The 20,378-nt window shown below is 67.6% G+C and carries 31 protein-coding genes and 1 tRNA gene; 13 read left to right on the forward strand and 19 right to left on the reverse strand.

Going from position 1 to position 20,378, the window contains the following annotated elements:
- Nucleotides 1-31: 31 nt before the first annotated feature.
- Complete coding sequence (locus ACIBST_RS35600) at nucleotides 32-1,396, forward strand: TrpB-like pyridoxal phosphate-dependent enzyme (protein ID WP_397177981.1); 1,365 nt, start codon at nucleotides 32-34, stop codon at nucleotides 1,394-1,396.
- A 62-nt stretch (nucleotides 1,397-1,458) separates the two neighbouring features.
- Here ACIBST_RS35600 and ACIBST_RS35605 read toward each other — a convergent pair whose 3' ends face one another.
- Nucleotides 1,459-1,830 (reverse strand): DUF5997 family protein, encoded by a 372-nt coding sequence (locus tag ACIBST_RS35605; RefSeq protein WP_397177982.1) that lies wholly within the window; start codon nucleotides 1,828-1,830, stop codon nucleotides 1,459-1,461.
- Nucleotides 1,831-1,884: 54 nt separating this feature from the next.
- On the opposite strand from ACIBST_RS35605, the gene ACIBST_RS35610 reads away from it, so the two are divergent.
- Both ACIBST_RS35610 and ACIBST_RS35615 read left to right on the forward strand, forming a co-directional pair.
- Nucleotides 1,885-2,610 (forward strand): LysR family substrate-binding domain-containing protein, encoded by a 726-nt coding sequence (locus ACIBST_RS35610; protein ID WP_397177983.1) that lies wholly within the window; start codon nucleotides 1,885-1,887, stop codon nucleotides 2,608-2,610.
- 87 nt (nucleotides 2,611-2,697) lie between these two features.
- Nucleotides 2,698-3,015 carry a hypothetical protein gene (locus ACIBST_RS35615; RefSeq protein WP_397177984.1) on the forward strand — a complete coding sequence of 106 codons (318 nt, stop codon included), beginning with the start codon at nucleotides 2,698-2,700 and terminating at the stop codon, nucleotides 3,013-3,015.
- Nucleotides 3,016-3,048: 33 nt separating this feature from the next.
- On the opposite strand, the gene ACIBST_RS35620 is transcribed toward ACIBST_RS35615, so the two are convergent.
- The 4 genes from ACIBST_RS35620 to ACIBST_RS35635 form a co-directional block, all read right to left on the reverse strand.
- Nucleotides 3,049-3,192, reverse strand: coding sequence for a hypothetical protein (locus ACIBST_RS35620; RefSeq protein WP_357965512.1), 144 nt, complete (start codon nucleotides 3,190-3,192; stop codon nucleotides 3,049-3,051).
- 43 nt (nucleotides 3,193-3,235) lie between these two features.
- Nucleotides 3,236-3,382, reverse strand: a complete 147-nt coding sequence (locus tag ACIBST_RS35625) for a hypothetical protein (RefSeq protein ID WP_352323191.1) — start codon at nucleotides 3,380-3,382, stop codon at nucleotides 3,236-3,238.
- Nucleotides 3,383-3,487: 105 nt separating this feature from the next.
- Nucleotides 3,488-3,628 (reverse strand): hypothetical protein, encoded by a 141-nt coding sequence (locus ACIBST_RS35630; protein WP_397177985.1) that lies wholly within the window; start codon nucleotides 3,626-3,628, stop codon nucleotides 3,488-3,490.
- Between the two features lie 72 nt (nucleotides 3,629-3,700).
- Nucleotides 3,701-4,495, reverse strand: coding sequence for a GNAT family N-acetyltransferase (locus tag ACIBST_RS35635; RefSeq protein ID WP_397177986.1), 795 nt, complete (start codon nucleotides 4,493-4,495; stop codon nucleotides 3,701-3,703).
- A 145-nt stretch (nucleotides 4,496-4,640) separates the two neighbouring features.
- On the opposite strand from ACIBST_RS35635, the gene ACIBST_RS35640 reads away from it, so the two are divergent.
- Together ACIBST_RS35640 and ACIBST_RS35645 are read left to right on the forward strand one after the other, a co-directional pair.
- Nucleotides 4,641-6,014: a hypothetical protein gene (locus ACIBST_RS35640; protein WP_397177987.1), complete on the forward strand. Its 1,374-nt coding sequence runs from the start codon at nucleotides 4,641-4,643 to the stop codon at nucleotides 6,012-6,014.
- A 27-nt stretch (nucleotides 6,015-6,041) separates the two neighbouring features.
- On the forward strand, nucleotides 6,042-6,887 hold the full coding sequence (locus tag ACIBST_RS35645; RefSeq protein WP_397177988.1) for an FkbM family methyltransferase: 846 nt from the start codon (nucleotides 6,042-6,044) through the stop codon (nucleotides 6,885-6,887).
- Here ACIBST_RS35645 and ACIBST_RS35650 read toward each other — a convergent pair.
- The 3 genes from ACIBST_RS35650 to ACIBST_RS35660 all read right to left on the reverse strand — a co-directional run bounded on the left by ACIBST_RS35650 (nucleotide 6,864) and on the right by ACIBST_RS35660 (nucleotide 8,066).
- The gene (locus tag ACIBST_RS35650) at nucleotides 6,864-7,133 is read right to left on the reverse strand and encodes a hypothetical protein (RefSeq protein ID WP_397177989.1); all 270 of its coding nucleotides are present in this window, start codon (nucleotides 7,131-7,133) and stop codon (nucleotides 6,864-6,866) included. The two genes, ACIBST_RS35645 and ACIBST_RS35650, sit on opposite strands and share 24 nt — an antisense overlap.
- A complete protein-coding gene (locus ACIBST_RS35655) occupies nucleotides 7,130-7,402 on the reverse strand; it encodes a hypothetical protein (RefSeq protein WP_397177990.1) in 273 nt (90 codons plus the stop codon). Before ACIBST_RS35655 ends, ACIBST_RS35650 begins: the two co-directional genes overlap by 4 nt.
- A gap of 142 nt (nucleotides 7,403-7,544) precedes the next feature.
- On the reverse strand, nucleotides 7,545-8,066 hold the full coding sequence (locus ACIBST_RS35660) for a hypothetical protein (protein ID WP_397177991.1): 522 nt from the start codon (nucleotides 8,064-8,066) through the stop codon (nucleotides 7,545-7,547).
- A gap of 145 nt (nucleotides 8,067-8,211) precedes the next feature.
- Between ACIBST_RS35660 and ACIBST_RS35665 the strand changes: the two genes are divergently transcribed.
- Nucleotides 8,212-8,898: a hypothetical protein gene (locus tag ACIBST_RS35665; protein ID WP_397177992.1), complete on the forward strand. Its 687-nt coding sequence runs from the start codon at nucleotides 8,212-8,214 to the stop codon at nucleotides 8,896-8,898.
- Nucleotides 8,899-8,959: 61 nt separating this feature from the next.
- Here ACIBST_RS35665 and ACIBST_RS35670 read toward each other — a convergent pair whose 3' ends face one another.
- Together ACIBST_RS35670 and ACIBST_RS35675 are read right to left on the reverse strand one after the other, a co-directional pair.
- Entirely contained in the window at nucleotides 8,960-9,418 is a 459-nt protein-coding gene (locus tag ACIBST_RS35670; RefSeq protein ID WP_397177993.1) for a GNAT family N-acetyltransferase, read from the reverse strand.
- A gap of 76 nt (nucleotides 9,419-9,494) precedes the next feature.
- A complete protein-coding gene (locus tag ACIBST_RS35675; protein WP_397177994.1) occupies nucleotides 9,495-9,788 on the reverse strand; it encodes a hypothetical protein in 294 nt (97 codons plus the stop codon).
- A 540-nt stretch (nucleotides 9,789-10,328) separates the two neighbouring features.
- Between ACIBST_RS35675 and ACIBST_RS35680 the strand changes: the two genes are divergently transcribed.
- Nucleotides 10,329-10,685 carry a hypothetical protein gene (locus ACIBST_RS35680; protein WP_397177995.1) on the forward strand — a complete coding sequence of 119 codons (357 nt, stop codon included), beginning with the start codon at nucleotides 10,329-10,331 and terminating at the stop codon, nucleotides 10,683-10,685.
- A gap of 15 nt (nucleotides 10,686-10,700) precedes the next feature.
- Here the strand turns inward: ACIBST_RS35680 and ACIBST_RS35685 are convergent, their stop codons facing one another.
- Nucleotides 10,701-11,054, reverse strand: coding sequence for a hypothetical protein (locus ACIBST_RS35685; RefSeq protein WP_397177996.1), 354 nt, complete (start codon nucleotides 11,052-11,054; stop codon nucleotides 10,701-10,703).
- Between the two features lie 766 nt (nucleotides 11,055-11,820).
- Between ACIBST_RS35685 and ACIBST_RS35690 the strand changes: the two genes are divergently transcribed.
- Together ACIBST_RS35690 and ACIBST_RS35695 are read left to right on the forward strand one after the other, a co-directional pair.
- Complete coding sequence (locus ACIBST_RS35690) at nucleotides 11,821-12,546, forward strand: hypothetical protein (protein ID WP_397177997.1); 726 nt, start codon at nucleotides 11,821-11,823, stop codon at nucleotides 12,544-12,546.
- Between the two features lie 324 nt (nucleotides 12,547-12,870).
- Nucleotides 12,871-13,227, forward strand: coding sequence for a GntR family transcriptional regulator (locus ACIBST_RS35695; RefSeq protein ID WP_397177998.1), 357 nt, complete (start codon nucleotides 12,871-12,873; stop codon nucleotides 13,225-13,227).
- Between the two features lie 19 nt (nucleotides 13,228-13,246).
- On the opposite strand, the gene ACIBST_RS35700 is transcribed toward ACIBST_RS35695, so the two are convergent.
- Nucleotides 13,247-13,690 (reverse strand): hypothetical protein, encoded by a 444-nt coding sequence (locus tag ACIBST_RS35700; RefSeq protein WP_397177999.1) that lies wholly within the window; start codon nucleotides 13,688-13,690, stop codon nucleotides 13,247-13,249.
- A gap of 94 nt (nucleotides 13,691-13,784) precedes the next feature.
- Between ACIBST_RS35700 and ACIBST_RS35705 the strand changes: the two genes are divergently transcribed.
- Nucleotides 13,785-14,195 (forward strand): hypothetical protein, encoded by a 411-nt coding sequence (locus ACIBST_RS35705; protein ID WP_397178000.1) that lies wholly within the window; start codon nucleotides 13,785-13,787, stop codon nucleotides 14,193-14,195.
- A gap of 80 nt (nucleotides 14,196-14,275) precedes the next feature.
- Here ACIBST_RS35705 and ACIBST_RS35710 read toward each other — a convergent pair whose 3' ends face one another.
- On the reverse strand, nucleotides 14,276-14,752 hold the full coding sequence (locus tag ACIBST_RS35710) for an NUDIX hydrolase (protein WP_364329088.1): 477 nt from the start codon (nucleotides 14,750-14,752) through the stop codon (nucleotides 14,276-14,278).
- A gap of 30 nt (nucleotides 14,753-14,782) precedes the next feature.
- Nucleotides 14,783-15,997 (reverse strand): helix-turn-helix domain-containing protein, encoded by a 1,215-nt coding sequence (locus ACIBST_RS35715; RefSeq protein WP_397178001.1) that lies wholly within the window; start codon nucleotides 15,995-15,997, stop codon nucleotides 14,783-14,785.
- Between the two features lie 125 nt (nucleotides 15,998-16,122).
- Here ACIBST_RS35715 and ACIBST_RS35720 point away from each other — a divergent pair, with 125 nt between their 5' ends.
- The 3 genes from ACIBST_RS35720 (at nucleotide 16,123) to ACIBST_RS35730 (ending at nucleotide 17,822) form a co-directional block, all read left to right on the forward strand.
- Complete coding sequence (locus ACIBST_RS35720; RefSeq protein WP_397042333.1) at nucleotides 16,123-16,470, forward strand: hypothetical protein; 348 nt, start codon at nucleotides 16,123-16,125, stop codon at nucleotides 16,468-16,470.
- Between the two features lie 755 nt (nucleotides 16,471-17,225).
- Entirely contained in the window at nucleotides 17,226-17,639 is a 414-nt protein-coding gene (locus tag ACIBST_RS35725) for a hypothetical protein (protein WP_397178002.1), read from the forward strand.
- Between the two features lie 12 nt (nucleotides 17,640-17,651).
- Nucleotides 17,652-17,822: a hypothetical protein gene (locus ACIBST_RS35730; protein ID WP_397178183.1), complete on the forward strand. Its 171-nt coding sequence runs from the start codon at nucleotides 17,652-17,654 to the stop codon at nucleotides 17,820-17,822.
- A gap of 56 nt (nucleotides 17,823-17,878) precedes the next feature.
- Here ACIBST_RS35730 and ACIBST_RS35735 read toward each other — a convergent pair.
- The 5 genes from ACIBST_RS35735 to ACIBST_RS35755 all read right to left on the reverse strand — a co-directional run bounded on the left by ACIBST_RS35735 (nucleotide 17,879) and on the right by ACIBST_RS35755 (nucleotide 20,369).
- A tRNA-Val gene (locus tag ACIBST_RS35735) sits at nucleotides 17,879-17,953 on the reverse strand.
- Between the two features lie 17 nt (nucleotides 17,954-17,970).
- Nucleotides 17,971-18,912 (reverse strand): ROK family protein, encoded by a 942-nt coding sequence (locus ACIBST_RS35740; protein WP_397178003.1) that lies wholly within the window; start codon nucleotides 18,910-18,912, stop codon nucleotides 17,971-17,973.
- A 192-nt stretch (nucleotides 18,913-19,104) separates the two neighbouring features.
- Nucleotides 19,105-19,434 (reverse strand): hypothetical protein, encoded by a 330-nt coding sequence (locus ACIBST_RS35745; RefSeq protein ID WP_352321053.1) that lies wholly within the window; start codon nucleotides 19,432-19,434, stop codon nucleotides 19,105-19,107.
- 14 nt (nucleotides 19,435-19,448) lie between these two features.
- The gene (locus ACIBST_RS35750) at nucleotides 19,449-19,910 is read right to left on the reverse strand and encodes a peroxiredoxin (RefSeq protein WP_397178004.1); all 462 of its coding nucleotides are present in this window, start codon (nucleotides 19,908-19,910) and stop codon (nucleotides 19,449-19,451) included.
- Between the two features lie 30 nt (nucleotides 19,911-19,940).
- Nucleotides 19,941-20,369: a DUF3052 domain-containing protein gene (locus ACIBST_RS35755; RefSeq protein WP_397178005.1), complete on the reverse strand. Its 429-nt coding sequence runs from the start codon at nucleotides 20,367-20,369 to the stop codon at nucleotides 19,941-19,943.
- Between the last annotated feature and the right edge of the window lie 9 nt (nucleotides 20,370-20,378).

Genomic DNA, 20,378 nt, shown 5'->3' on the forward strand with positions numbered 1-20,378 from the left:
CCATCGACGAAGTCCTTATGAGAGGTATCCGTTGAACGAGCGCGTCAAGTACACCCTGAACGAGGACGACATCCCGTACACGTGGCTGAACATCGCCGCGGACTTCGGCGAGCCGGCCCCCATCCTCGACCCGGCCACCGGCGCGGCCATCACCCGGGCCGAGCTGTGCAGGACGATCGCCGAGCCCCTGGTGGACCAGGAGCTCAGCACCGAGCCGGAGTTCGAGATCCCCGGCCCGGTGCGCGACATCTACCGCCAGTGGCGGCCCACCCCGCTCTACCGGGCGCGCCGCCTCGAACGCGCCCTCGACACCCCCGCCCGCATCTACTACAAGTACGAGGGCGTCTCGCCGGTCGGCAGTCTCAAGCCCAACTCGGCGGTGCCGCAGGCGTACTACAACAAGCAGATCGGCAAGACGGGGCTGGTCACCGAGACCGGCGCGGGCCAGTGGGGCAGCTCGATCGCCTCGGCCGCGGCCATGTTCGGGCTGAGCGCGCAGGTGTTCATGGTGGGCGTCAGCTACCGGCAGAAGCCGTACCGCCGGGCCCTCATGGAGGCGTACGGCGCGGTCTGCAACTCCAGCCCCAGCCCGCTGACCGCGGCCGGACGGGCCGTGCTGGCCGAGGACCCCGACCACCCCGGCAGCCTCGGCATCGCCAAGTCCGAGGCCCTGGAGGTCGCCTTCGCCAACCCCGACCTGGGCTACACCCGCGGCAGCTCGCTCAACCACGTGTGCGCCCACCAGACCGTCATCGGCCAGGAGGCGATGCTCCAGATGGAGCTCGCCGAGGACTACCCGGACATCGTGGTCGGCCCCTGCGGCGGCGGCAGCACCCTGGCCGGGATGTGCTTCCCGTTCCTGCGCGACAAGCTGCGCCGCGGGCGTGAGATCCGGCTCGTCGCCGCCGAACCGGTCGCCTGCCCCACCCTGACCCGCGGCCGCATCGCCTACGACCACTCCGACGCGGCCCGGCTCACCCCGCTGTCGCGGATGCACACGCTGGGCCACAAGTTCGTGCCGCCGCCCGTGCACGCCGGCGGGCTGCGCGCCCACGACATCTCGCCGCTGATCAGCCGGGCCGTCGAGAACGGGCTGATGGAGGCGGTCGCGGTACGGCAGACCGCCTGCTTCGAGGCCGGCGTGCTGTTCGCCCGCGAGGAGGGCATCGTGCCCGCCCCCGAGTCGGCGCACGCGGTGCGGGCCGCCATCGACGAGGCGCTGCGCTGCCGCGAGCAGGGCCAGTCGAAGGCGATCCTCATCGCGCTGTCCGGACACGGCCACTTCGACCTGGCCGCCTACGAGAAGTTCCAGGCCGGGCTGCTGCCCGACGACGAGCCGACGGACGAGGACCTCGCCCACGGCCTGTCCAGCATCCCCGACCTGGCCCGCGCCTGACCGGGCGGTGACGCGCGGCCTGCCCGCCGGCGGGCCGCGCCGTCATGTCTGGAACGCGGCGACTAGCGCTGCTTGAGCCGCTGGGCTTCCTTGCGGGCCTCCGCCTGGACGGTGCGCTCCCGCTCCAGCCAGTCGGGGTTCTCCGCCTTCAGCGCGTCGATCTCGGCGGTCGTGAGCGGCTCGGTGATGCCGGCCCTGAGCAGCCCCGAGATGGAGACCCCGAGCTTGGCGGCGACCACCTGCTTGGGGTGCGGCCCGTTACGGCGCAGGTCGGCGAGCCACGCGGGCGGCTTGGCCTGCAGCTCGTTCAGCTCGTCCCTGGAGACGACGCCCGCCTGGAACTCCGCGGGCGTGGCCGAGAGAAGGACACCCAGCTTCTTGGCCGCCGTCTCGGGCTTCATCGTCTGGATGCTCTTCGGTTTGGACGAGGTCATGCCCCCAAGCCTAGCCAGTCGGGACAGCTTCCCCGACATCGATACCCTGAGGACGTGACTGACGAGAGCGGCGAAGACTTCCGGCTGGCGTACGCGCCCGGCGTGACCCCCGCCAAGTGGGCCGGCGTCTGGGCCGAGCGGCTGCCCGACGTGCCGCTCACGCTGGTCACGGCCCCCACCCCCGAGGCGCTGGCCCTCCTGCGCGGCGGCGGGGCCGACGCCGCGTTCGTCCGGCTCCCGATCGACCGCGAGGGCCTGAGCGCGATCCCCCTCTACGTCGAGACCACGGTGGTCGTGGTGCCGAAGGACCACGCCGTGGCCGCCGCCGACGAGGTGACCCTCGCCGACCTGGCCGACGAGGAGATCTTCCACCCCCTCGACGACGCCATCGAGTGGGCGTCGCGGCCCGGGCAGCCGGCCTTCACCCGTCCCGCCACCACGGCCGAGGCGGTCGAGATGGTGGCCGCCGGCACCGGCCTGCTCCTGGTCCCCCAGTCGCTGGCCCGCCTCCACCACCGCAAAGACCTCACCTACCGCCCGGTGACCGACGCGCCGCAGTCCCAGGTCGCCCTGGCCTGGCCCACCGACGCGACCACCGACCTGGTGGAGGACTTCATCGGCATCGTGCGCGGCCGCACGGTCAACAGCTCGCGCGGGCGCGCGCCCGCCGCTCCCCAGGAGAAGCAGGCACGACGCCAGCCGCCCAAACCGGCCCAGAACCGTGCGGGGCGCCGTGCCGCGCCGACGACCCGCAAGAAGAAGGGCCCCCGTCCCCGCTGAGGGTTGACGGCGGGGGCAGGGCGACTACTTTCTCTTAAGAAGCTTTCCTAACAGTGCACTGCCTGTCGACCCCCTGGAGGTCAGCACATGCGCGCGAGAAAGCACTTGGCCCTGCCCCTAGCGACCGTACTCACCACCGTCCTCGCCACCGTCGCCCTCCTCGGCGCCGCCTCCCCCGCGCACGCCTCCCCCACCGGCTGCACCACCGGCCGGGACGGCAAGACCGCCTGGGCGTACTGCAGCGGCGGTTCCGGCAACTACGCCGTGGTCATCCGCGTCACCCATCCGGACCCCACGGTGGGGTCGTGGCCGGAGGTCGGCCCGTGCGTCTCCCCCGGCCAGCGGTCGGAGTACACGCCGTACCACAGCATCCCGTTCACCGTCACCGGCATCACCTACTGCTGAAGCCGGAAGCGCCGGGCAGCCGGTCTCCTTCGCCTATGTGACGATGAGACCGGCGTCCGCCAGCACGGACATGAACAGCCCCCCGCACAGCAACGCGATGGGCCACACCCGCTGGGTGAGGGCGACCAGGATTCCGGCGAGGAGTGCCAGCAGAGCGACGATGGTGAGGGCGTCCATGTGCGTGTTCCTGCCCGTAGGGGGTGGTCTCAGCCGCCGGGGGTCAGAGCTGGCCGAGCTTCGGGATGATCTCGCTGAGCACCCAGAGCGCCAGTCCGAGTGCGAGCAGGTTGACGCGCGCGCCGCCGATGTTGAAGGCGGACAGGACGAAGCAGGCCAGGGCGAGGATGAGCAGAATGAGAGTGATCATGCCGTGTTCCACTTCTGTAGCTGGGGTGGTTGCACAGCGCTACCCGTGATCATGCGATGTAGGCATGACCGCGGAAAGTCCGCCCTCGACCGCCCGTACGTCCGGCTACCTGCGCAGGCACGCCGGCAGGACGGCCACGGCGAGAAGGACCGTCCCGAACACGATCGCGACGGCGCGCCGCCCGGAGACGAGCGCGAGGACCAGCCCCGGCGCGGGCGCGCCGATCGGCGGGGGGCCCGATCTCATGACCCGGATCGTCCTCGGGAGACCTCCGGCCCGCCGGCGCCAGGCCCCTTGCCGTGCGCGAACCGGGGTCCGTCAGGCCGGCGCGAGCCGGAGGAAGTGGATCGCCGTGTTGGCCCGGCAGCCGATGCGTTCGTAGACCGGCTGCCCGGCCGGCGTGGCGTGCAGGACCAGCCGCCGGTGCCCGCTCCGCCTGCCGCCTTCGTGGATCGCCTTGCGGGTGACGGCCTCGCCGTACCCCCTGCGCATCTCCTCCGGCAGGGTGGCGACCAGCGCCAGGAAGATCGAACGCGGCCCGGCGACGGTGGCGGCGCAGGTCACCGGCCGTCCGTCGCGGTATCCGAGGTAGGCGTGCACGTCGCCGCGCCACAGTTCGGAGCCGGCCAGGGCGAGCCTGCCCGCCTCGGGCGTCATGCCGTAGGCGCGGGCGTTGATGTCGCCGTACGCGGCGAGGTGCTCCTCGGTCTCCACCCGACGGAACTCCAGGTCCGGATGCTCCGGCTCAGGCACGGACAGGTCGCCCGCCATGCCCCGTCCCGAGAACGCCGGCTCCAGCCCGGCCTCGGCCGCACGCCGGAACAGGCTCTCCCGCGCCTGGGGGCTCAGCAGCTCCTCGAAGATCCACAGATATCCGCTCTCCGACCTGCCCCTCATGAAGGACGCCGCCCGCGCCAGCCGCTCGCCGAGCGCGTCCGCGGGGATGCCCGTACCGGCCAGCGTCACGGTGTTCCAGAAGCCGAAGGGGCTCTCGGCCCACATGTGCACGACGCCGTCGTCCGTGCCGATCCGGCCGCCTCGGTCCCGTACCAGCTCGCTCCAGACGGCGACGAGATGATCCCTGGACTCCACGGCCTCTTCGAACGCCGACACAACCGGCCCCTTTCCGAAGGAGACACCACGACCGGATGGTACGACGCGAGCCCACCGGCCGAGCCACTATCCGTGACAACCTTTCCTGCGGTACCCGGCTGTGCTTCCCTTGGGAGTGGCGACCGAAGGGTGGTATCTCGAAGAGATGAAGCGCGATGACTCCCGCTCCATCAACGCCTTGCGCGCCACGTCCCAATTCGCGGCCTTGGAGCCGATCTGGGCCGGCATCAGCTCCACCATGCAGCTGCGGGCCCTGCTGGTGTTCGGGGCGCTCTTCAACGAGCGGGTCTACGTACATGACACGCAGCTCGTGGACAACCCCCGGGTCGTGGGCGACTTCAGCAGGTCGGACCTGCGGGAGAACAACTTCTACCGCCTGCTCAGAGATCTCGTCGCGGCGGGCGTCGTCGCGGTCGGGCTCCGCGCCCACAACTACCTCTACCGGGAGGACCGGCTCGATCCCTGCGACTCCCTGGCGGAGGTCCTGGACAGCTGGAAGCGGAACAGCCCCGACGGGAAGGGATGGGTCGTCTCGCCGGTCTCGGTCGCCCGCGACCGCATGATCAAGGAACTGGACGGCGTACTCGCCGGGGACGGTTCCGTCGTCGTCCGTTACGACTATGTCACCGCCAAGGACGACTTCATGCGGCAGGTCCGCGAGGCCGCCAACTCACCCGACTCCGTCCTGACCGGCCTGCTGTCGGCGCAGCCGACCGAACTGAGAAGACGGTACGACGAGATCCTGTCGCGGCCGCGGTTCTCCCACACCCCCATCTTCGCGCTGCTCCACGACTCCGGACTGCCGGTGAGCAGCGAGCTGATCCAGATCCACGGCCTGTTCGACGAGACCGCGCACGCACGCGCGTTCAACGCGAGAATCATGGGCTCTGACTGGACCTCAGGAGACGGCACCGGCCTTCCCGAGGCCGTCCTCACCGACGCGCGGCGTGCGCAAAGCCGGCCGGATCCCCAGCTCGACATGCGGGAGCTCGTCGAGACGGCCTATCGGATGGTCGAGGGCCCGCCGCCCGACCTGCTGGCCATGCTCCGCTTCGAGGAGATCGTCGAACTGCGCGAACAGGCCAGGGAGCTGTTCGAGATCCAGTCCTACCTCGAAGTCTCCAACGCCCGTGACGTGGACGACGCCCTGGCCACGGCCCTGGCCGACTGCGCCGCCGACTACTGGCAGCGTATCTGCGACCACATCCGGGCGACACGTCCCCATCTGGCGGTCAAATCCACCAGGCTCGGCATCTTCCTGCGCAGGAAGATGCCCGGACTGGCGAAGGTCGCCGAACGGTTCGCGATGACGGGCCTGTCGACGCTCACCGAAGTGGCGGTCAACATGGTCCCGGTGGTCGGGGGCATGCTGGGCGAGGAGTCGAAACGCAGCATGCTGCGGCGCGCCAACCTGGAGTTCGTCTTCTTCACGGACTCCTCGCGCATGCGGGAACTCAGGAGCTTCTACCCGCACCGGAGCTGGATCTCCTCCGACGCGAGAACGATCACACGTGGGTGAGCGCGGAACACCTTCCCGGGAGTCCTGATGTCGACGACACCTTCCCTCTCGCAGCGCGACGGACTCACCTGGGCCGTGCGGCCCGCCAGCGGTGACCGCGTCGGTCCCGGGCCGCACGAGCAGGACATCTGGCGCCTCCTGCAGTCCTTCGCCGAGCCCGGCTCGGCCTTCCTCGACGTCGGCGCCCACGTCGGCCACTTCGCCTTACGGATGGCCAGGGCTTTCGCGAAGGTCGTCGCCGTCGAGCCGAACCCGGTCGCGCTGGGCGCGCTGCACCTCAATCTGCAGCTCAACGAGATCGGCAACGTCGACGTCCAGCCGGTGGCCGCACACGACTCCGGGGCACGATTACGGCTCTGGGATCCCTACGACGTCACCGCCGGCCCCTGCACGCGTACCCTCGCCGCCGGCGAGCCGGCAACCATCCCCGCCGACTGCATCACGTCCGCCCTCCACCACGGCGAGGAGGGGTACGGCGCGTTCCTCGGCGAGGCCGACGCCCTGCCGATCGACCTCATCCTCTCCCGGTCCCGGGAGAGGATCCGGCTGGTCAAGGTGGACATCGAGGGCCATGAGGCGAAGGCGCTGGCGGGCGCGGCGGAGACGATCGCCCACCACCAGCCGGCGCTCCTGATCGAGATGCACGACTCCATGTACGGCGAACGCATCAGGGAGGAGGTGATCGAGCAGCTCACGCGGCACGACTACGCCTGGTGCGACTTCTCGCTCTATCAGCGTTCGAAGATGACGCGGTCGGACATGTGCCCCTACATCTACGCCGAGCCGGTCAGCACGCGGCGGATGCGGGACGTCCTCGACTTCGCCGTCCGGGCGAACGAGGGCGCGGCGTCACGCTGGGTGACGACTCCGTGAGACGGTCAGGATCACCAGGCTCATCTCCTCGTGCCGCACCCAGCACAAGGCCTCGAAGTCGCCTATCTCCGCCTTCAGCAGCCCCGCTTCCTTGTCGATCGTGCGCAGCAGGCCCGAGTCGAGGTCGGTGGAGAGATACTCCAGGCAGTTGAGGACGAACGTGGCGGCCATCGGCTCCGCGGCGTGCACGGCACGGATCTGCCGCACCGCCGATGACGAGAGCTGGATCTCGTAGTAGCCCTTCACGAGGCCAGCTCACGGCGCAGGTCGCCGAGCCGCATCGTCTCCATGCCGGCTTCGAGCTCCGCGATCAGCCTCAACCCCGACCTCCGGTCAGCGGCATCCTGAGCCTCGTTGAGCAGGTCGACGCCGGCGGCGGCCACCTCGTAGGGCACCACCGCGGCCACGAGGCGGCCCTCCTGCTCCAGCAGGACGACCTCTCCCGCCGTCGCCTGGTCGATGGCTTCCTGGACGGCGGCAGCGGTGGCCGGGATCCGCAACGTGCGATTTCGCATGGCAGGTGGCCCTCCGTTCGCGGACTGCGCAGCCCCTTCGGCTTATGAGCCCTTACCCCGGGGACCTCCACCACAATACTTCGCCGCCGTTACGGAGAAGTCGCAGTCGATGCACATCGACCTGGCGATCAGGCAGTCGGCCTCACCGGCGACCTCCCCTCCATGTGTCGCGTTCCGCGGGCTTCACGTCGCCGAAGCTGGGCCGGTCGTAGCAGCCCGCCGACCCGGCGGTGTAGGTCAGGCGCGCGTTCTGCTCCGGGTTGATCAGTACGACGAGCGACACCACGGCCGCCACCGCGACGCGGGCCCCACGCCGCCGGACGGGCGGGAGATCCGCCGGGCGACCACCGGCGGCCAGCTCACGGGCGGTGGCCGCGATCCACACGGTGCTGACGAGCCTCACCGCGTCCACCAGGATCACCATCGCCAGACCGCCGCCGAAGCCCCCTCCGAGCAGGGCGGCCCCGAACAGCGCCAGACCGGCCGAGGCGTCGGACCCATCGCCCCTTCCGTCGTCCGTGTAGAGTTCGCCGAAGGTCGGCGGCGACCACTCGGCGGCCACCCAGAGCCAGGTGTCGCCGAGCACCAGCACCGCGACCGCCGCCAGAAGAATCAGACTTACTAATCCGATCCTGATAAACCGCCATAAATGTTCCGAAGACACGGGACGCGATCTTAGTGCGGCGCCACCACACCGACAGGCCCAGCGGAACAGACGATGCCGTACCGGTGTCGTCCAGGCGCACCATTCACCGGCGATCTGGTTTGATCATCCCTGTTCGACCGGATCGGCGCGCACGGAGACCGCCTTGACTGCAGACAGCCGCACCAGGAATTCCCGCAGAACCGGGTCCGTCATCGTCGTCATCCTCGTTCTGCTCGCCTGTCTGACCGAAGGCGTGCACTTGTTCGGCGGGCGCGCAGAACGCATGCGCGAGGTCTATGGCGGCGCCTTTCAGACAGCGCATCCTGAGTACCAGCTCTTCGTGAACCACGAGGTGAGTGTGGGCCCCCTGTCGATGCGCCTGACGGCCGCTGGTTTCGAAATGCACCCGGGTCTGCGACGTCGCCAATCAGGCGGACAAATAGTGACCGACGTGCTGGGCATCGTCTCCGCTCCCGCCATGCCGGAGACGACGATGAGCCCGTTGCTGCGCTCGTTCCACGGCGGCGTCGTTCATCTGTTCCTCTCCGGATCGCACGGGGACGTCGGCAAACCTGTCTACTGGCGCTCGTGCGCCGTCTATGAAACCGAATGCGCGAATACTTCCCCGATCGAGCTCTACAGACGTTGGGTGGCCAAGTTGCAGTGGACCGACTCGCTGAACCTGAAGCCCTTCGCGATCGATCCCGGCCGCTTACGTCAGGCGACGCATGAAGGCAGGGTCTATGGATTCGTCACCTACAGCCACCCGAAGCCAGCACTCGCCGAATTGATCGAAGAACCCGGAGTGCGCACGATCAAAATCACCGCATCATCGCCCATGGCGTCGTGACCACCCCACTCGGCGTCGAACCGCCGACGGTCATTGCACGTGCGCGACCGTTCACCCCGCCTCAGAACGACAGCTTGAACCCGTCGTGACTGCGTACGAAGCCGAGAGAGTCGTAGAAACGATGGGCCTCCGTGCGTCGTTTGTTGCTGGTGAGCTGGACCAGGGTGCAGCCACGGGCGCGTGCCCGCTCGATCGCCCAGGTGAGCAGTTCGCGCCCGAGCCCCGCCCCACGTCGATCGGCACGCACCCGGACCGCCTCGATCAGCGCCCGCTCCTGACCGTGTCGTCCCAGGCCAGGGATGTACGTCAGCTGGAGGCAGCCGACGACCGCACCGTCTTCCTCGTCCAGAACGATCATCTCGTTGCGCTCGTCGGCGTCGACGGCCTTGAAGGCTCGCTCGTACGCCTCGTCGACCTCAACGGTCCGGGGATCGACCACGGTGTCCTCGTCAGCCAGGAGCGCGATGATCGCCGGCAGATCCCGGCGCGTCGCAGTACGAATAGTCACGCCACAGAGCATGCCAGGCACCGGAGATCGGAAGAGCAGCCGATGCCACGTCGACGACACGAAACCCCGCTGCCAGGCGGTTGCTGCCCTATCCGCGTGAAACGGATATGCGTCGCCACGAAAGAAAGGCAGCGAACAACGTGACCCCGCCTGCTGCGATCAGTACGGTAGCGGGAATCTTAACGAGGTTCCGCAGGTCTCTGCAGCTGTCCAAATGTTGCGCAATGTCGGCCCAGACGGGGGACAGATCGAGTTCCTGCCGGGTGACTTCGAAAAATGCCGAGCCGCAAGATACACCACCCGATGTAACAGACATCAGACCAGCGAGAACGCCCGAGCCGATCAGCAGGAAGGCAACAAACACCATCGCTTTGGGAGACATGCCAGTCCTTCCATGGTTCCAACGGCAGTGGATCATTTCATGGCGAAGCTTGAGCCGGGAAGACGTCTGCCTCAGCCAAGGGAACAACAAATGACACGCTGACAGCACAGCGATCACGTTTACCTGCCCTACGTCCACACCGACCCACTAGCACTTCCCCATCACCCTCAGGGTCACTGACTGGCACAGATCCGTACGCACGCGCACGCAACTGAACGTCGGCCTATGGTGCCTGTCGCGCTCACCACAGGGCCGCAACGACCTCACAATCAAGCCCCGGTGATCAGCAATATCGCTCAATGGTCCAGGGGCGGAAAGATAAGCCCTGCCCCTTGGATCTCCCCCAACCATGACCGGCGACCACCAGGCGGCGGCGACCGTAGGGGGCACATCGGCATGGCAACCTCGACCGGAGCGTTCGGTCCGCGCGGGAAGGCGGGCGTCCTCGTGTCACCGACAGCTACTCCTACGACGGCAACGGTGCAAACCGCACCCGCCGTCAGCGCGTCTTACACGCGCCCCCTCCCCCAGGAGCATCACATGGCGTATCCCGGCCCTCAGGACCAGCACGGCCGGCGGCACCCGCAGCAGGAGCCAGCACAGCCATACGAGGAATACCCTCAACAGCCGCCTACGCCATCCCCGACAACGCACAACTGGGCAGGTGTCGTCGGCCTTTGCCTCGGCATCCTCGCCCTCCTGCTCGACATGACCCTGGTGCTGGCCCGTGTCGGGATCTGGGTATCGTTCGTCGCCCTCTTCATGTCGGGGCTCGGCATGTCCGGCGCTCGCGTCGGGACAGCCACCAATCGCACCGTGTCGATCGTCGCACTGATCCTTGGCGCTACAGCGTTGATGCTGGCCATCGTCGTCCAGTCCATCTGGCACTCAATCTGAGCATCGACCGAACCTTCAAACGGACGCCGAACAGCAGCCCTGTAGGGCTGGCTCTCCGTGTACTCGCTTTCCCGTGCTCCACAGAGGTGCTCGCCGCGAGACGGCGGACCTCGGGTGCTTCGGGTCCCTGCCAAGCTCGCGCGCAGTAGCGACGGCCTTGACGCGACGAGCAAGCCGCTCGATCAACAGTCTGTCCGCTTCCTCGACGGGATGAGACTCGTAGGCGCTCAGTTCGTCGTCCGCGAGCCTGATCCGCTTGAGCAACCCGTCGTCCAAGGTGCCTCCGTCAAACACGAACAGAACAGTCGCCCTCCTTGGGGAGAGGCGCCGGGTCTCCCCCGGCTCGACGTACCCGCCCGGGATGTCCATGGAGGGCTTGTACGTAGGGCGAACGGCGGAGTCTTCTGATCGTTCACCGACCCGGCCTTACGCCACAGAGACTGCCTTCACACGATGTGCAGTCGCCGGGCGAGAGCTGGGAGTCGGAAGCTGGGTTCGCCCTTCTGCTTTCTGATCCACACCATCGTGAGCCAGGGGCTGAGGTACTGACGGCGCGATGGTCTCGGCCAGCTGCGGCACAGCTTTGCGTCCGTGACTGTCAGACTCCGGCGTCCATGTCGAGAACATCTCGCGCCGGGTCAGGCCCCCGCACCCAGTGGTCACCGAGACCAGATGAAGGAGGCTAGTCACTCAGACGCCACCTTCAACATCAGGGATTGAAGATTTACGCTGGTGGAGGGCACCGGGTTCCAATGAGCGACCCCTCGCTTGCAAGGAGCCAAGGCTCCTTGGCTGAACGTCTGGACCTGTGCTCTCGAACCTGTATCGCGATCAGTGTGTCCTGATCGATTTAATGTGATGACACCGCGATCACGCCTCTGACCTGGTGCTCGCTTGCCAGATCTGGCGCGGCATGGCCTAGCCTGCGGCACGCAGAAAGCACGAAAGCCAACACGTCACTTCTACAGAGGGATCCACCCCGCATGGAGGGTTGGACTGCCGGCGGCTTACAGCTCATGACCGTCACGAGGGGGCGTACCTCTGACCTTCGGCCAAGATCTCCGTCTCCTCGACGTTGACCGTGATCAGTACATGCACGTTGCACGTTTGCTTCGCACCCCATCATGATGACCGGATGCGCCGAAAGGATCTCCCGGAGGACATCGCGCGTAACCAAGATGGGCGCGTCTGGGATGTGTTGTGCGTCGGGATTGCCGTCGGGGTAGTGGCCTGGGGCGCCATCGGCGCATGGACCGCCATCACGGTCGGCAACTACCCGTGGAACAAATGGATCCCCTTCGCCAACGGGGCCAGCAAGGGCGCATTCCTCGGCCTGCTCGCCGCCCTCATCTCTCTCATCCCCTCAGCCAAGGGATTCCGAAACGGGTGGCGGTGGACCGTCTTCGTCGCCGCCTTCATCGGCGGAAGCCTGTTGGGCACGGTGCAGGATCTCCTCGGCGCGCCGGCCCCTGCCGTCTATTTTATGGACGCCCTTTCAGATGAGCAGTGGTACGGGATGACCATGCTGCTGCACTGGGCGGGCAAAGTGGCGCTGCCTGCCGTCGTGTGCGCCGTAATCCTTACTACGCTTGCGGGTCGTCCCTATCGGCCGCGACAGTCGATCGCCTTCAGCGCGGCGCTCTTCCTCGCCGGCGTCACGCTGCTCCTGCTTCCAGTGATCGCCTCCACCCTTGCACCTGAGATCCAGGGCAACGGCCAGCACGCCAACGAGGGACCTTGGGCCGGCATGCGCTGCTGGGCCGTCGGAATACCCATCCTGATGTCCGGACTGGTTCGATGGGCCTTGCTCAGGGCCAGTCGCGAGCACCCCCGCGAAGGCGATCACGCCGTTAATCGGTGAATCAGGGTGAGGAGCCCTGGATCGTCGACCACCCCAAGCACCTACGGCGGCCAGCCATGCAGGGCGATCATAGGGCTGCATCTGTAAGGCGGCGTGGCATGCGGGGTCGGTGTGTTTGATCGGTACAGCGATGCTGGCGTGCGGTGCCCGGCCCGATGTTCCGCCGCCGTCCGGTGGACCGGCTCCCAGACCGCACCTCCGGACGGCGGGCGGGCGGAGGCCGAGGTACCGGCCCGGTCGCTGCCCTGCCTGCCGGTTCTCCTTGCACGGCTTCCGCTTCCGCGAACCACGTGGACAGCCGGTGGCAAGCCGGATGCGAAGCTTGTGGAGCCTCTCGAGAACCGCATCGAGCCGGGAGACTACCCACCGGGCACGCTGCTGCCGAGCGAGAACCAGCTCATTAAGGAGTTCAGCATCTCCCGTCCTACCGTGGTCGTTGCCCTCCGCGGATTGCGCGAGCATGGATGGATCGAGTCCCAGCAGCGCAGGGGTCGCTTGATCCGCAGCCGACCGGCAATGGCCTCTGTCGAGCAGAAGCGGCCGGGGGCAGGCGGACTTGACCAAGCCGAAGGCCGCCTCCACGGGCGAGGTGGTCAAGGTGGGTTCGGCGCTGTGCGCGACGTCTCCGGCCGGCCTCTGACCGTCGTGGAGTCTTGCTCTCGGCAGACAGGCATGAGTTAGTGGACGCCTACCCCGTTTTCTAGCATCCGGGTACTCCGTGCGCCCGTTCTGGGGGCGCCGTGCACACCGGCGGATCTTCCTGCCACACATGGTTGCTGCGGCTCTTGTGCTGATACATCGCGAAGAGGACGAAGAGCACCATGCCGAGCACGACGAGCCCATAGAACCAGGTGCCACCCTTGCTGTTCAGCGCCCTGGCGACGATCAGGCCTACGACGGGTCCTCCGCCTCCGAGTCCGAGCGCCAGGTAGACGAGCACCTGGCCTAGGTCCGCATTCGCCGGTTCGCCTCCCATCAGCGCGAAGCTGTACGCGAAACCCAGCCATCCGAGTACCAGGGTGCCCAGCACCCATACGACCCCTAAGACCAGCAGGGCCGTGCTCCCTCGCGATCCACTGCTTTCCGACTCCATGATCGAGAGTATTCGTTCTGGCTTGTCCGGGAAGCAGCACAGCGCGTTCACGATTCCACACCGAAGCTTCTCTCAGGCGCTTGGTGTCACGGCGAGGCCGAGCCCGTCAAGGACTTCGACGTCGCGTCCAGCGCATCTCCGCCGAGTGGCCACGCTGGCGCCCCAAGGCCGCGCGGTCGGCGTAGGCGCCATGGCCGCGAAACACAAGGAAAGATCGGCTTTCCCGACCTGCACTTCCACGATCTTGGGCACCGGGAACACGATCGCCGCCGGCTCCGGTGCGAGCCTCAAAGATCTCATGCAGCGCATGGGACGCAACTCCGTCCGCGCCGCACTGATCTACCAGCACAGCACGGCGGAAGCAGATCGCAAGATCACCGACATCATGAACGCGAAGATCGAAAGAGCCTCCGCGCCTGCTACTGACACGTCAACGGCACGAAGCCCCGTTTCCGTGATCGGAAACGGGGCTCTTCAGGCTGGTGGGCGGTACTGGGTTCGAACCAGTGCCCCCTCGCTTGTAAGGCTCGCCGCGACAAGGTGGGACCTCGGGTGATTCGGGGTCCTACCTCGGCGAACGTTCCGCCCTGGTCCTCGACCGTCCACGCTCGTCCTGGGCCGTTGTCACTCAGATAGTCACTCAGTGGGAGCGGCCTGGCCGTGCTCCAGATAGACGGTTCTGCCAAGCTCGCGTGCAGTAGCGGCGGCCTTGACGCGACGGGCAAGCCGCTCGATCAACAGCCCGTCCAGTTCCTCGACGGGATGGAACTCGTAGGCGCTCAGCTCGTTGTCCACGAACCTGATCTGCTTGAGCAACTCGCCGTCCAAGGTGCCTCCGTCGAACACGAACAGGACCTTGTCGCCCTCCTTAGGGAGAGGCGCCCAATCGACCACGAGGAGGCGACCGATGGCCGGCTGAATGCCCAGTTCCTCTTGCACCTCTCGAACGCACGCCTCGTACGGGGTCTCCCCCGGCTCGACGTACCCGCCCGGAATGTCCATGGAGGGCTTGTACGTAGGGCGGACGAGAAGCACACGACCGCTGTCATCAAAGAACAGCGCACCGGCAGCGGCACGGGCCTGGGCGAACGGCGGAGCCTCCTGATCGTTCACAGCCCCGACCTTACGCCACAGGGACTGCCTTCACACGATGTGCAGTCGCCGGGCGAGAGCCGCGAGTTGGTAACTGGGTTTGCCCTTCTGCCTTCTGATCCACGACATCGTGAGCTGACGGCTGAGGTAGTGATGGCGCACCTGCTCGGGAGCGATGGTCTCGGCCTCCAAGAGCGCGGCCATCGCGTCGTCGGTACGGTTCCACAGGCTCAGGGCATGCGCCACGGCCAGGCCATGACGAGCGCGACGTTCGATCGGAAGCTTGCTGGTATCCAGCTTCGGCCCGAGTTCCACAGCCACCTGGATGTCTCCCAGCTCGATTGCCGTGGCCACCTGATGGATACGGACGTTCGTCGGCCCGGACGCGGTCCAGACATGGTTGGCGTCACCGCCGAGCCGCACCGCCGCTTCCTGTGCCTCGGCGAGGAACGCGCGTGTCGTGCTGCGGTCGTCGTCTCGCGCCGCCGCCATCGACCCGGCGAGGTACAGCGTGCCGTACACCGAAAGCAGCTCAGCCGTGGCGTGCGGGAGGCCGGGAGACAGCAGGTCGGCGGCGTCCATCGTGAGCTGCTTGGCTGCCTCGTAGCGACCGTTGGACAGAAGGGCGTGGGTCACGGAGCGAAGCAATGAGGCCGTCACGAGCTGATCACCGGATTGCCGTGCGAAGGAGAGTCCCCGCTCAGCGGCGATCCATGCGAGATCAGCCTCACCCACCTTGGCCAGGATGCTGGCAGCGGCGTGGTAGACCTGCCCGAGCACTCCCGATGCGGCCATGCGCGCGTCACCGTTCGCTACGCGCGCAGCATGATGCGCCTCTCCCAGGAGTCCGGGCAGAGTCCGGATCACGGAGCTGTACCGGGCTCCCTGGTACGCCCGCCACACTTCGGCAAGGGCACGTCGCAGGTCGGCCTGCCCGGAGGGTTCCGCGTTCTCCACGAGCCCGGCCATCGGCGAGAGCTGCCGATAGTCCGTGATCGCGGCGCGCAGTGCTGGGATGGTCTGATCGCCGCTTCCGTCCGTCCACTCGAACAGGTGCGGCTCGGCCAGTAGATCACCGAGGGACACGTCCAATACGCTCGCCAGGGATTTGATGACGGACAGACGATCCAAGGTGATGCGGTCGTTCTCCACCTTGCTCAGCCAGTCGGTGGTCCGTCCCACCAGCCCGGCCAATACGTCCTGAGACATCCCACGCCGTCGCCGGTACCAGGCCACGCGCTGGCCGATGGACAGATTGCTGGTCATTCCTCGCATGCACCTCATCCTCATCGGATGCCTACGACGGACCCCTGAATTTCCTTCCGGCCTCACAGCTCGGCCGACACATACCGTCACGCTACGTCACTGCTGTACGTGATGGGAGGTCACTCATGCAACCGCCGAACCGACACCCCACGCCAGAGAAGCACGCCGCCGATGCCCTGGCCGACGCCCTCGCCGCTCACGGCGTATCCGCAGACGTCCATGACGGCTATGGCCTGAGCCTGGTGTCCGTGTGGGTCGGGCTCGTCGTCTGGTGCGACGGCGATTGGTACTGGTGGCGGGCAGGCTGGGACGACCGCCGCAAACGAGTGCTGTACGCCCGCCATCCGGCCATCGAACCGTCGAGAGCCGCGCGCCGGGTTGCCTTCCGCTACGCGGACCTTCAACGACGCCACCCTCTCTCGGAGACGATCCGCAGTCTGCGACCGGAATCCACGGAAGCGAGCACTCAGTGAAGATCCTGGCGCAGTGGCATGCTTGCGCTGGTGTCCGTGTGGGTCGGACCGGGCGTCTGGTGTCACGGCGGGCGGTACCGGTGGCGGTCAGCCTGGGACGCGAGACGACAGCGAGTCATCCACGCTTGGCACCCCTCCACCGAGCCCACTCGGGCCGCGCACCGAATCGCTCTCCGCTACGCCCGCCTACAGGAGTCGCAGCCGCCCTGTACACCGGTCGTCGGAGTGCAACCATGCCCATGACCTTGGCGAAGTTGATTGCCGAGTACCCGGAGTGGCAGGTTCACGACATGGCCGCAGGGTGGGCGGCCATTCGGAAACAGTCTGTTCCCTGTACAAGGGGCCAGTCCAACGTCCGTTGCGGGGCGACGTTGGATGAACTGGCCGCGAACCTGCAAGCGGAGACCAGGCCAGGGAAGAAGAAGCTGTCTCTTCGCGGGTCGGTCTGAACGGCCCTGCGGCACGCCGGATACCACCACAGGCAGCAACCCGGGTGAATCGATAGCAACCCGACCCGGAGCGCAGGGCCTCCAGGCCCGAGCACCGGAAGCGGGGCGGCAGGATCTTGAAAGCTCATCGTCGGGGCCGCCGGCCCGCGTGCGGTGGCGGGCGCGAACGGCCCCCAGGCCGCACGCGCAAGCCCGCCAGACCGCTGAGCGGGCCGGCGGCCCCGTAGCGAGCGCAGCGAGCCCTTGAACCAGTAAAGAAACTCTGAGCCAGCAAATCGTCGTCGGCCCGAACCGGGTGGCGCGCGCATGCGGGCCTACATCGTCCTCTCCCTGCTGATCGGCGCTCGCACCGAAGAGCTGAGGGCACTTCTCTGGTCGCACGTCGTGGCGTACGACGAGGCCCGTGCATCCTGGCTGCCGGTGCCCCAGACCGGCTGGGAGCACGACGACTTCGCGGTCTACGTCTGGCGATCCGTACGGCAGAAAGGTGACACCAAGACCGTCAAGTCTCGGCGATCACTCAAACTCCCCCGGCGTTGCGTGGAGGCGCTACGCCTGCTCAGAGAAGCCCAGGACGTCGCGCAGGAGAAGGCCGGCGACCGGTGGAAGGACACGGACCTCGTGTTCTGCACACGCACGGGCACCCCCGTCACGGCGCACAACGTACGACGCGACTTCCGGAAGGTCGTGGAGGCGGCAGGGCTCACCGGGCGGGAGTGATCGCCTCGCGAGCTGCGGCACAGCTTCGTGTCCGTGCTGTCAGACTCCGGCGTCCCCATCGAGGACATCTCGCGCCTCGTCGGGCACTCCAACACGGTGGTCACCGAGACCGTCTACCGGCATCAGATCCGGCCCGTGATCATGCAGGGAGCTGCGGCGATGGACAAGATCTTCGGGACTTAGTCCCTCACTTAGTCACTCAGACGCCGTTTTCAAGATCAGAGATTGTATATTTTCGCTGGTGGGCGGTACTGGGTTCGAACCAGTGACCCCTCGCTTGTAAGGCGAGTGCTCTACCGCTGAGCTAACCGCCCCCTGATCGGCACTAACCTTACGACACCAGAGGGGCCGATCGCACATTCACCGTCCAGCCGGGGCCCAGTTCGGGGCGGCCGGCGGCTCGCCAGCCCAGCAGGGCGGCGCCCAGCATGCCGGCGTCGACGCCCAGCGCGGCCGGGACGAGCGGAGGCGCGTCGCGGAAGGCCAGGCGCTTGACCAGGCGGGTACGTACGGGATCGAACAGGGCGGGACCGGCCTCGGCCAGGCCGCCGCCGAGGACGATCACCGACGGGTCCAGCAGCAGCGTGTACGTCGCCAGGGCGAGCGACAGGGCCTCCACGGCCTCGTCCCACACCTCGATGGCGATGGGGTCGTCGGAGGCGACCACCTGCTCGGCGCGTACGCCCTCCACGCCCGCGCGCAGGCTGTAGCGGCGACCGACCGAGGCCGCCGAGGCGTACGTCTCCAGGCAGCCGAACTGGCCGCACGCGCACTGTTCGCCGTCGGGGAAGACGGGGGTGTGGCCGATCTCGCCGGCCCAGCCGGAGGAGCCGCCGTACGGGTCGCCGTTGATGATCGAGGCTCCGGCGATGCCGGTGCCGATGGGGAGGAAGAGGAAGTCGGAGACGCCTCTTCCGGCGCCGAGGATGCTCTCGGCCAGACCGCCCGTGCGGACGTCGTGGCCCAGCATGACGGGGATGTCCAGAGTGGTGAAGTTCGAGGCGGGGACGTCACGCCAGCCGAGGTTCGCCGCATAGAGAGCCGCGTTCTCGGACACCAGCCCGGGGACGGCCAGACCGACGCCTGCGGGTTCGCCGTCGCCGGAGGAGGCCAGGTGGCTGATGAAGTCTGAAATGGCGGACACGACCGCCTCAGGGCCCTCCGCGCGAGGAGTGTGGCGCCGCTCGCTCAGCAGCACCTCACCGGACTCGCTGACCAGGCCGCCCTTCATGGACGTGCCACCGACGTCGAGCGCGACGACGAACGAACTCATAGCGGACACGAAAGGAGACGATAGCGCAGGTCAGCAAATGTCTGAAAAGGCGCTTGAGAATCCCTCAGGTGGGAGGAGGGCGCCGCGCCGCGATCCGGGCCGACGACACCCGGGCCCTGAACTGGCGATCAGCCGCACACCGCCAGGAAGCCGCACACCGCCGGGAGTTCGGCTCAAGATCGGTCCGGACGGTCAGGCCCTGCCCAGCACCCGGTTCAGCGCCGCCTCGACCTCCGCCGACAACCCAGGCGGAGCCCCCGACCCCACGTACGCTCCCTGCTCCTCGAACCCCTTCGGCGCCCGGGCCTGCCGGACGGCGCCGCAGCCGCGGCACTCGATCTCCCCCAGCCGGCAGATGAGCGCGGTGGACCCGCAGGTGGCGCAGGAGTCGAGATCGAGGTCGTGCAGCCGTTGACAGTCCGGGCAGATCAGCACCTGGGACTCGTTGCGCACCCCGCGCTGCCACGGGCTGGCGCCACGGACCGGGTCGGTCTGCCGGGCCCCGCATCGGTAGCAGGGCATCGTTCCCTCCGAGGTCAGGAAATGTCGGCGAGTGCCTTGACGTAGTCGGCGACGTCACGTGCCGAGGAGATCGGACTGATCACCGACCACCGGATCACGCCCTCGCCGTCGATGATGAAGGTCCCCCGACGCGCGAGCCCCTTCGCATCATCGAACACACCGTACGCCTGGGCGACCTGTCCATGTGGCCAGAAATCGGAGAGTAGGGCGAATCCGTAACCTTCCCGGTCGGACCAGGCACGCAAGGCGAACACGGAGTCGACCGACACGGCGAGCACCCGCGCGTCGAGAGGCTGGTCGCGCAGCGCGGTGAGCTCGCCCTCGCAGATCCCGCTGAAGGCAAGCGGATAGAAGACCAGCACGACCTTCTCGCCCCGGAACATGGACAGTCTCACCGGGGCGCCGTGCTGGTCCTGCAGCTCGAAATCCGGAGCCAGTGCGCCGACCTCGGCAGGATGTGCGTTCACAGCCACCATCCTGCCGTATCGGCCGGCCTCGGAAGTTTCCTAACGTCGGCCCTTCGGGGCGACGAGCCTGGTCCCGGACCAGTCGGGTGCGGCTGAGATGCTGCTGGTCTGCGAGAGACCCGCGGTAGCGGCATCCTCCCCGATGTCGCTCGGCTCCACGTGGCCAGCGCGCCCGGCCTTGGGAGTCAGCAGCCAGATCTGGCCGGCTTCGGCGAGTGCTCGCATGGCGTCGCTGAGGGCGTCGAAGAGGTCCCCGTCGCCGTCGCGCCACCACAGCAGCACAACGTCGACGACGTCGTCACTCTCCTCGTCCAGCAGCTCGTTGCCGGTCAGGTCCTCGATGGAGTCGCGAAGCTCGTCGTCGACGTCCTCGTCCCAACCGATCTCCTGCACCACCTGACCCGGCTTGAGGCCGAGTCGTTCGGCCAGGCCGCGCTCGCCCTGCGCCTGACCCGCGGTCGCGCTCACGTTTATCCC

Origin of the sequence: Nonomuraea sp. NPDC049684, assembly GCF_044465345.1 — a bacterium.
In the GTDB taxonomy this organism is placed as follows: Bacteria; Actinomycetota; Actinomycetes; order Streptosporangiales; family Streptosporangiaceae; genus Nonomuraea.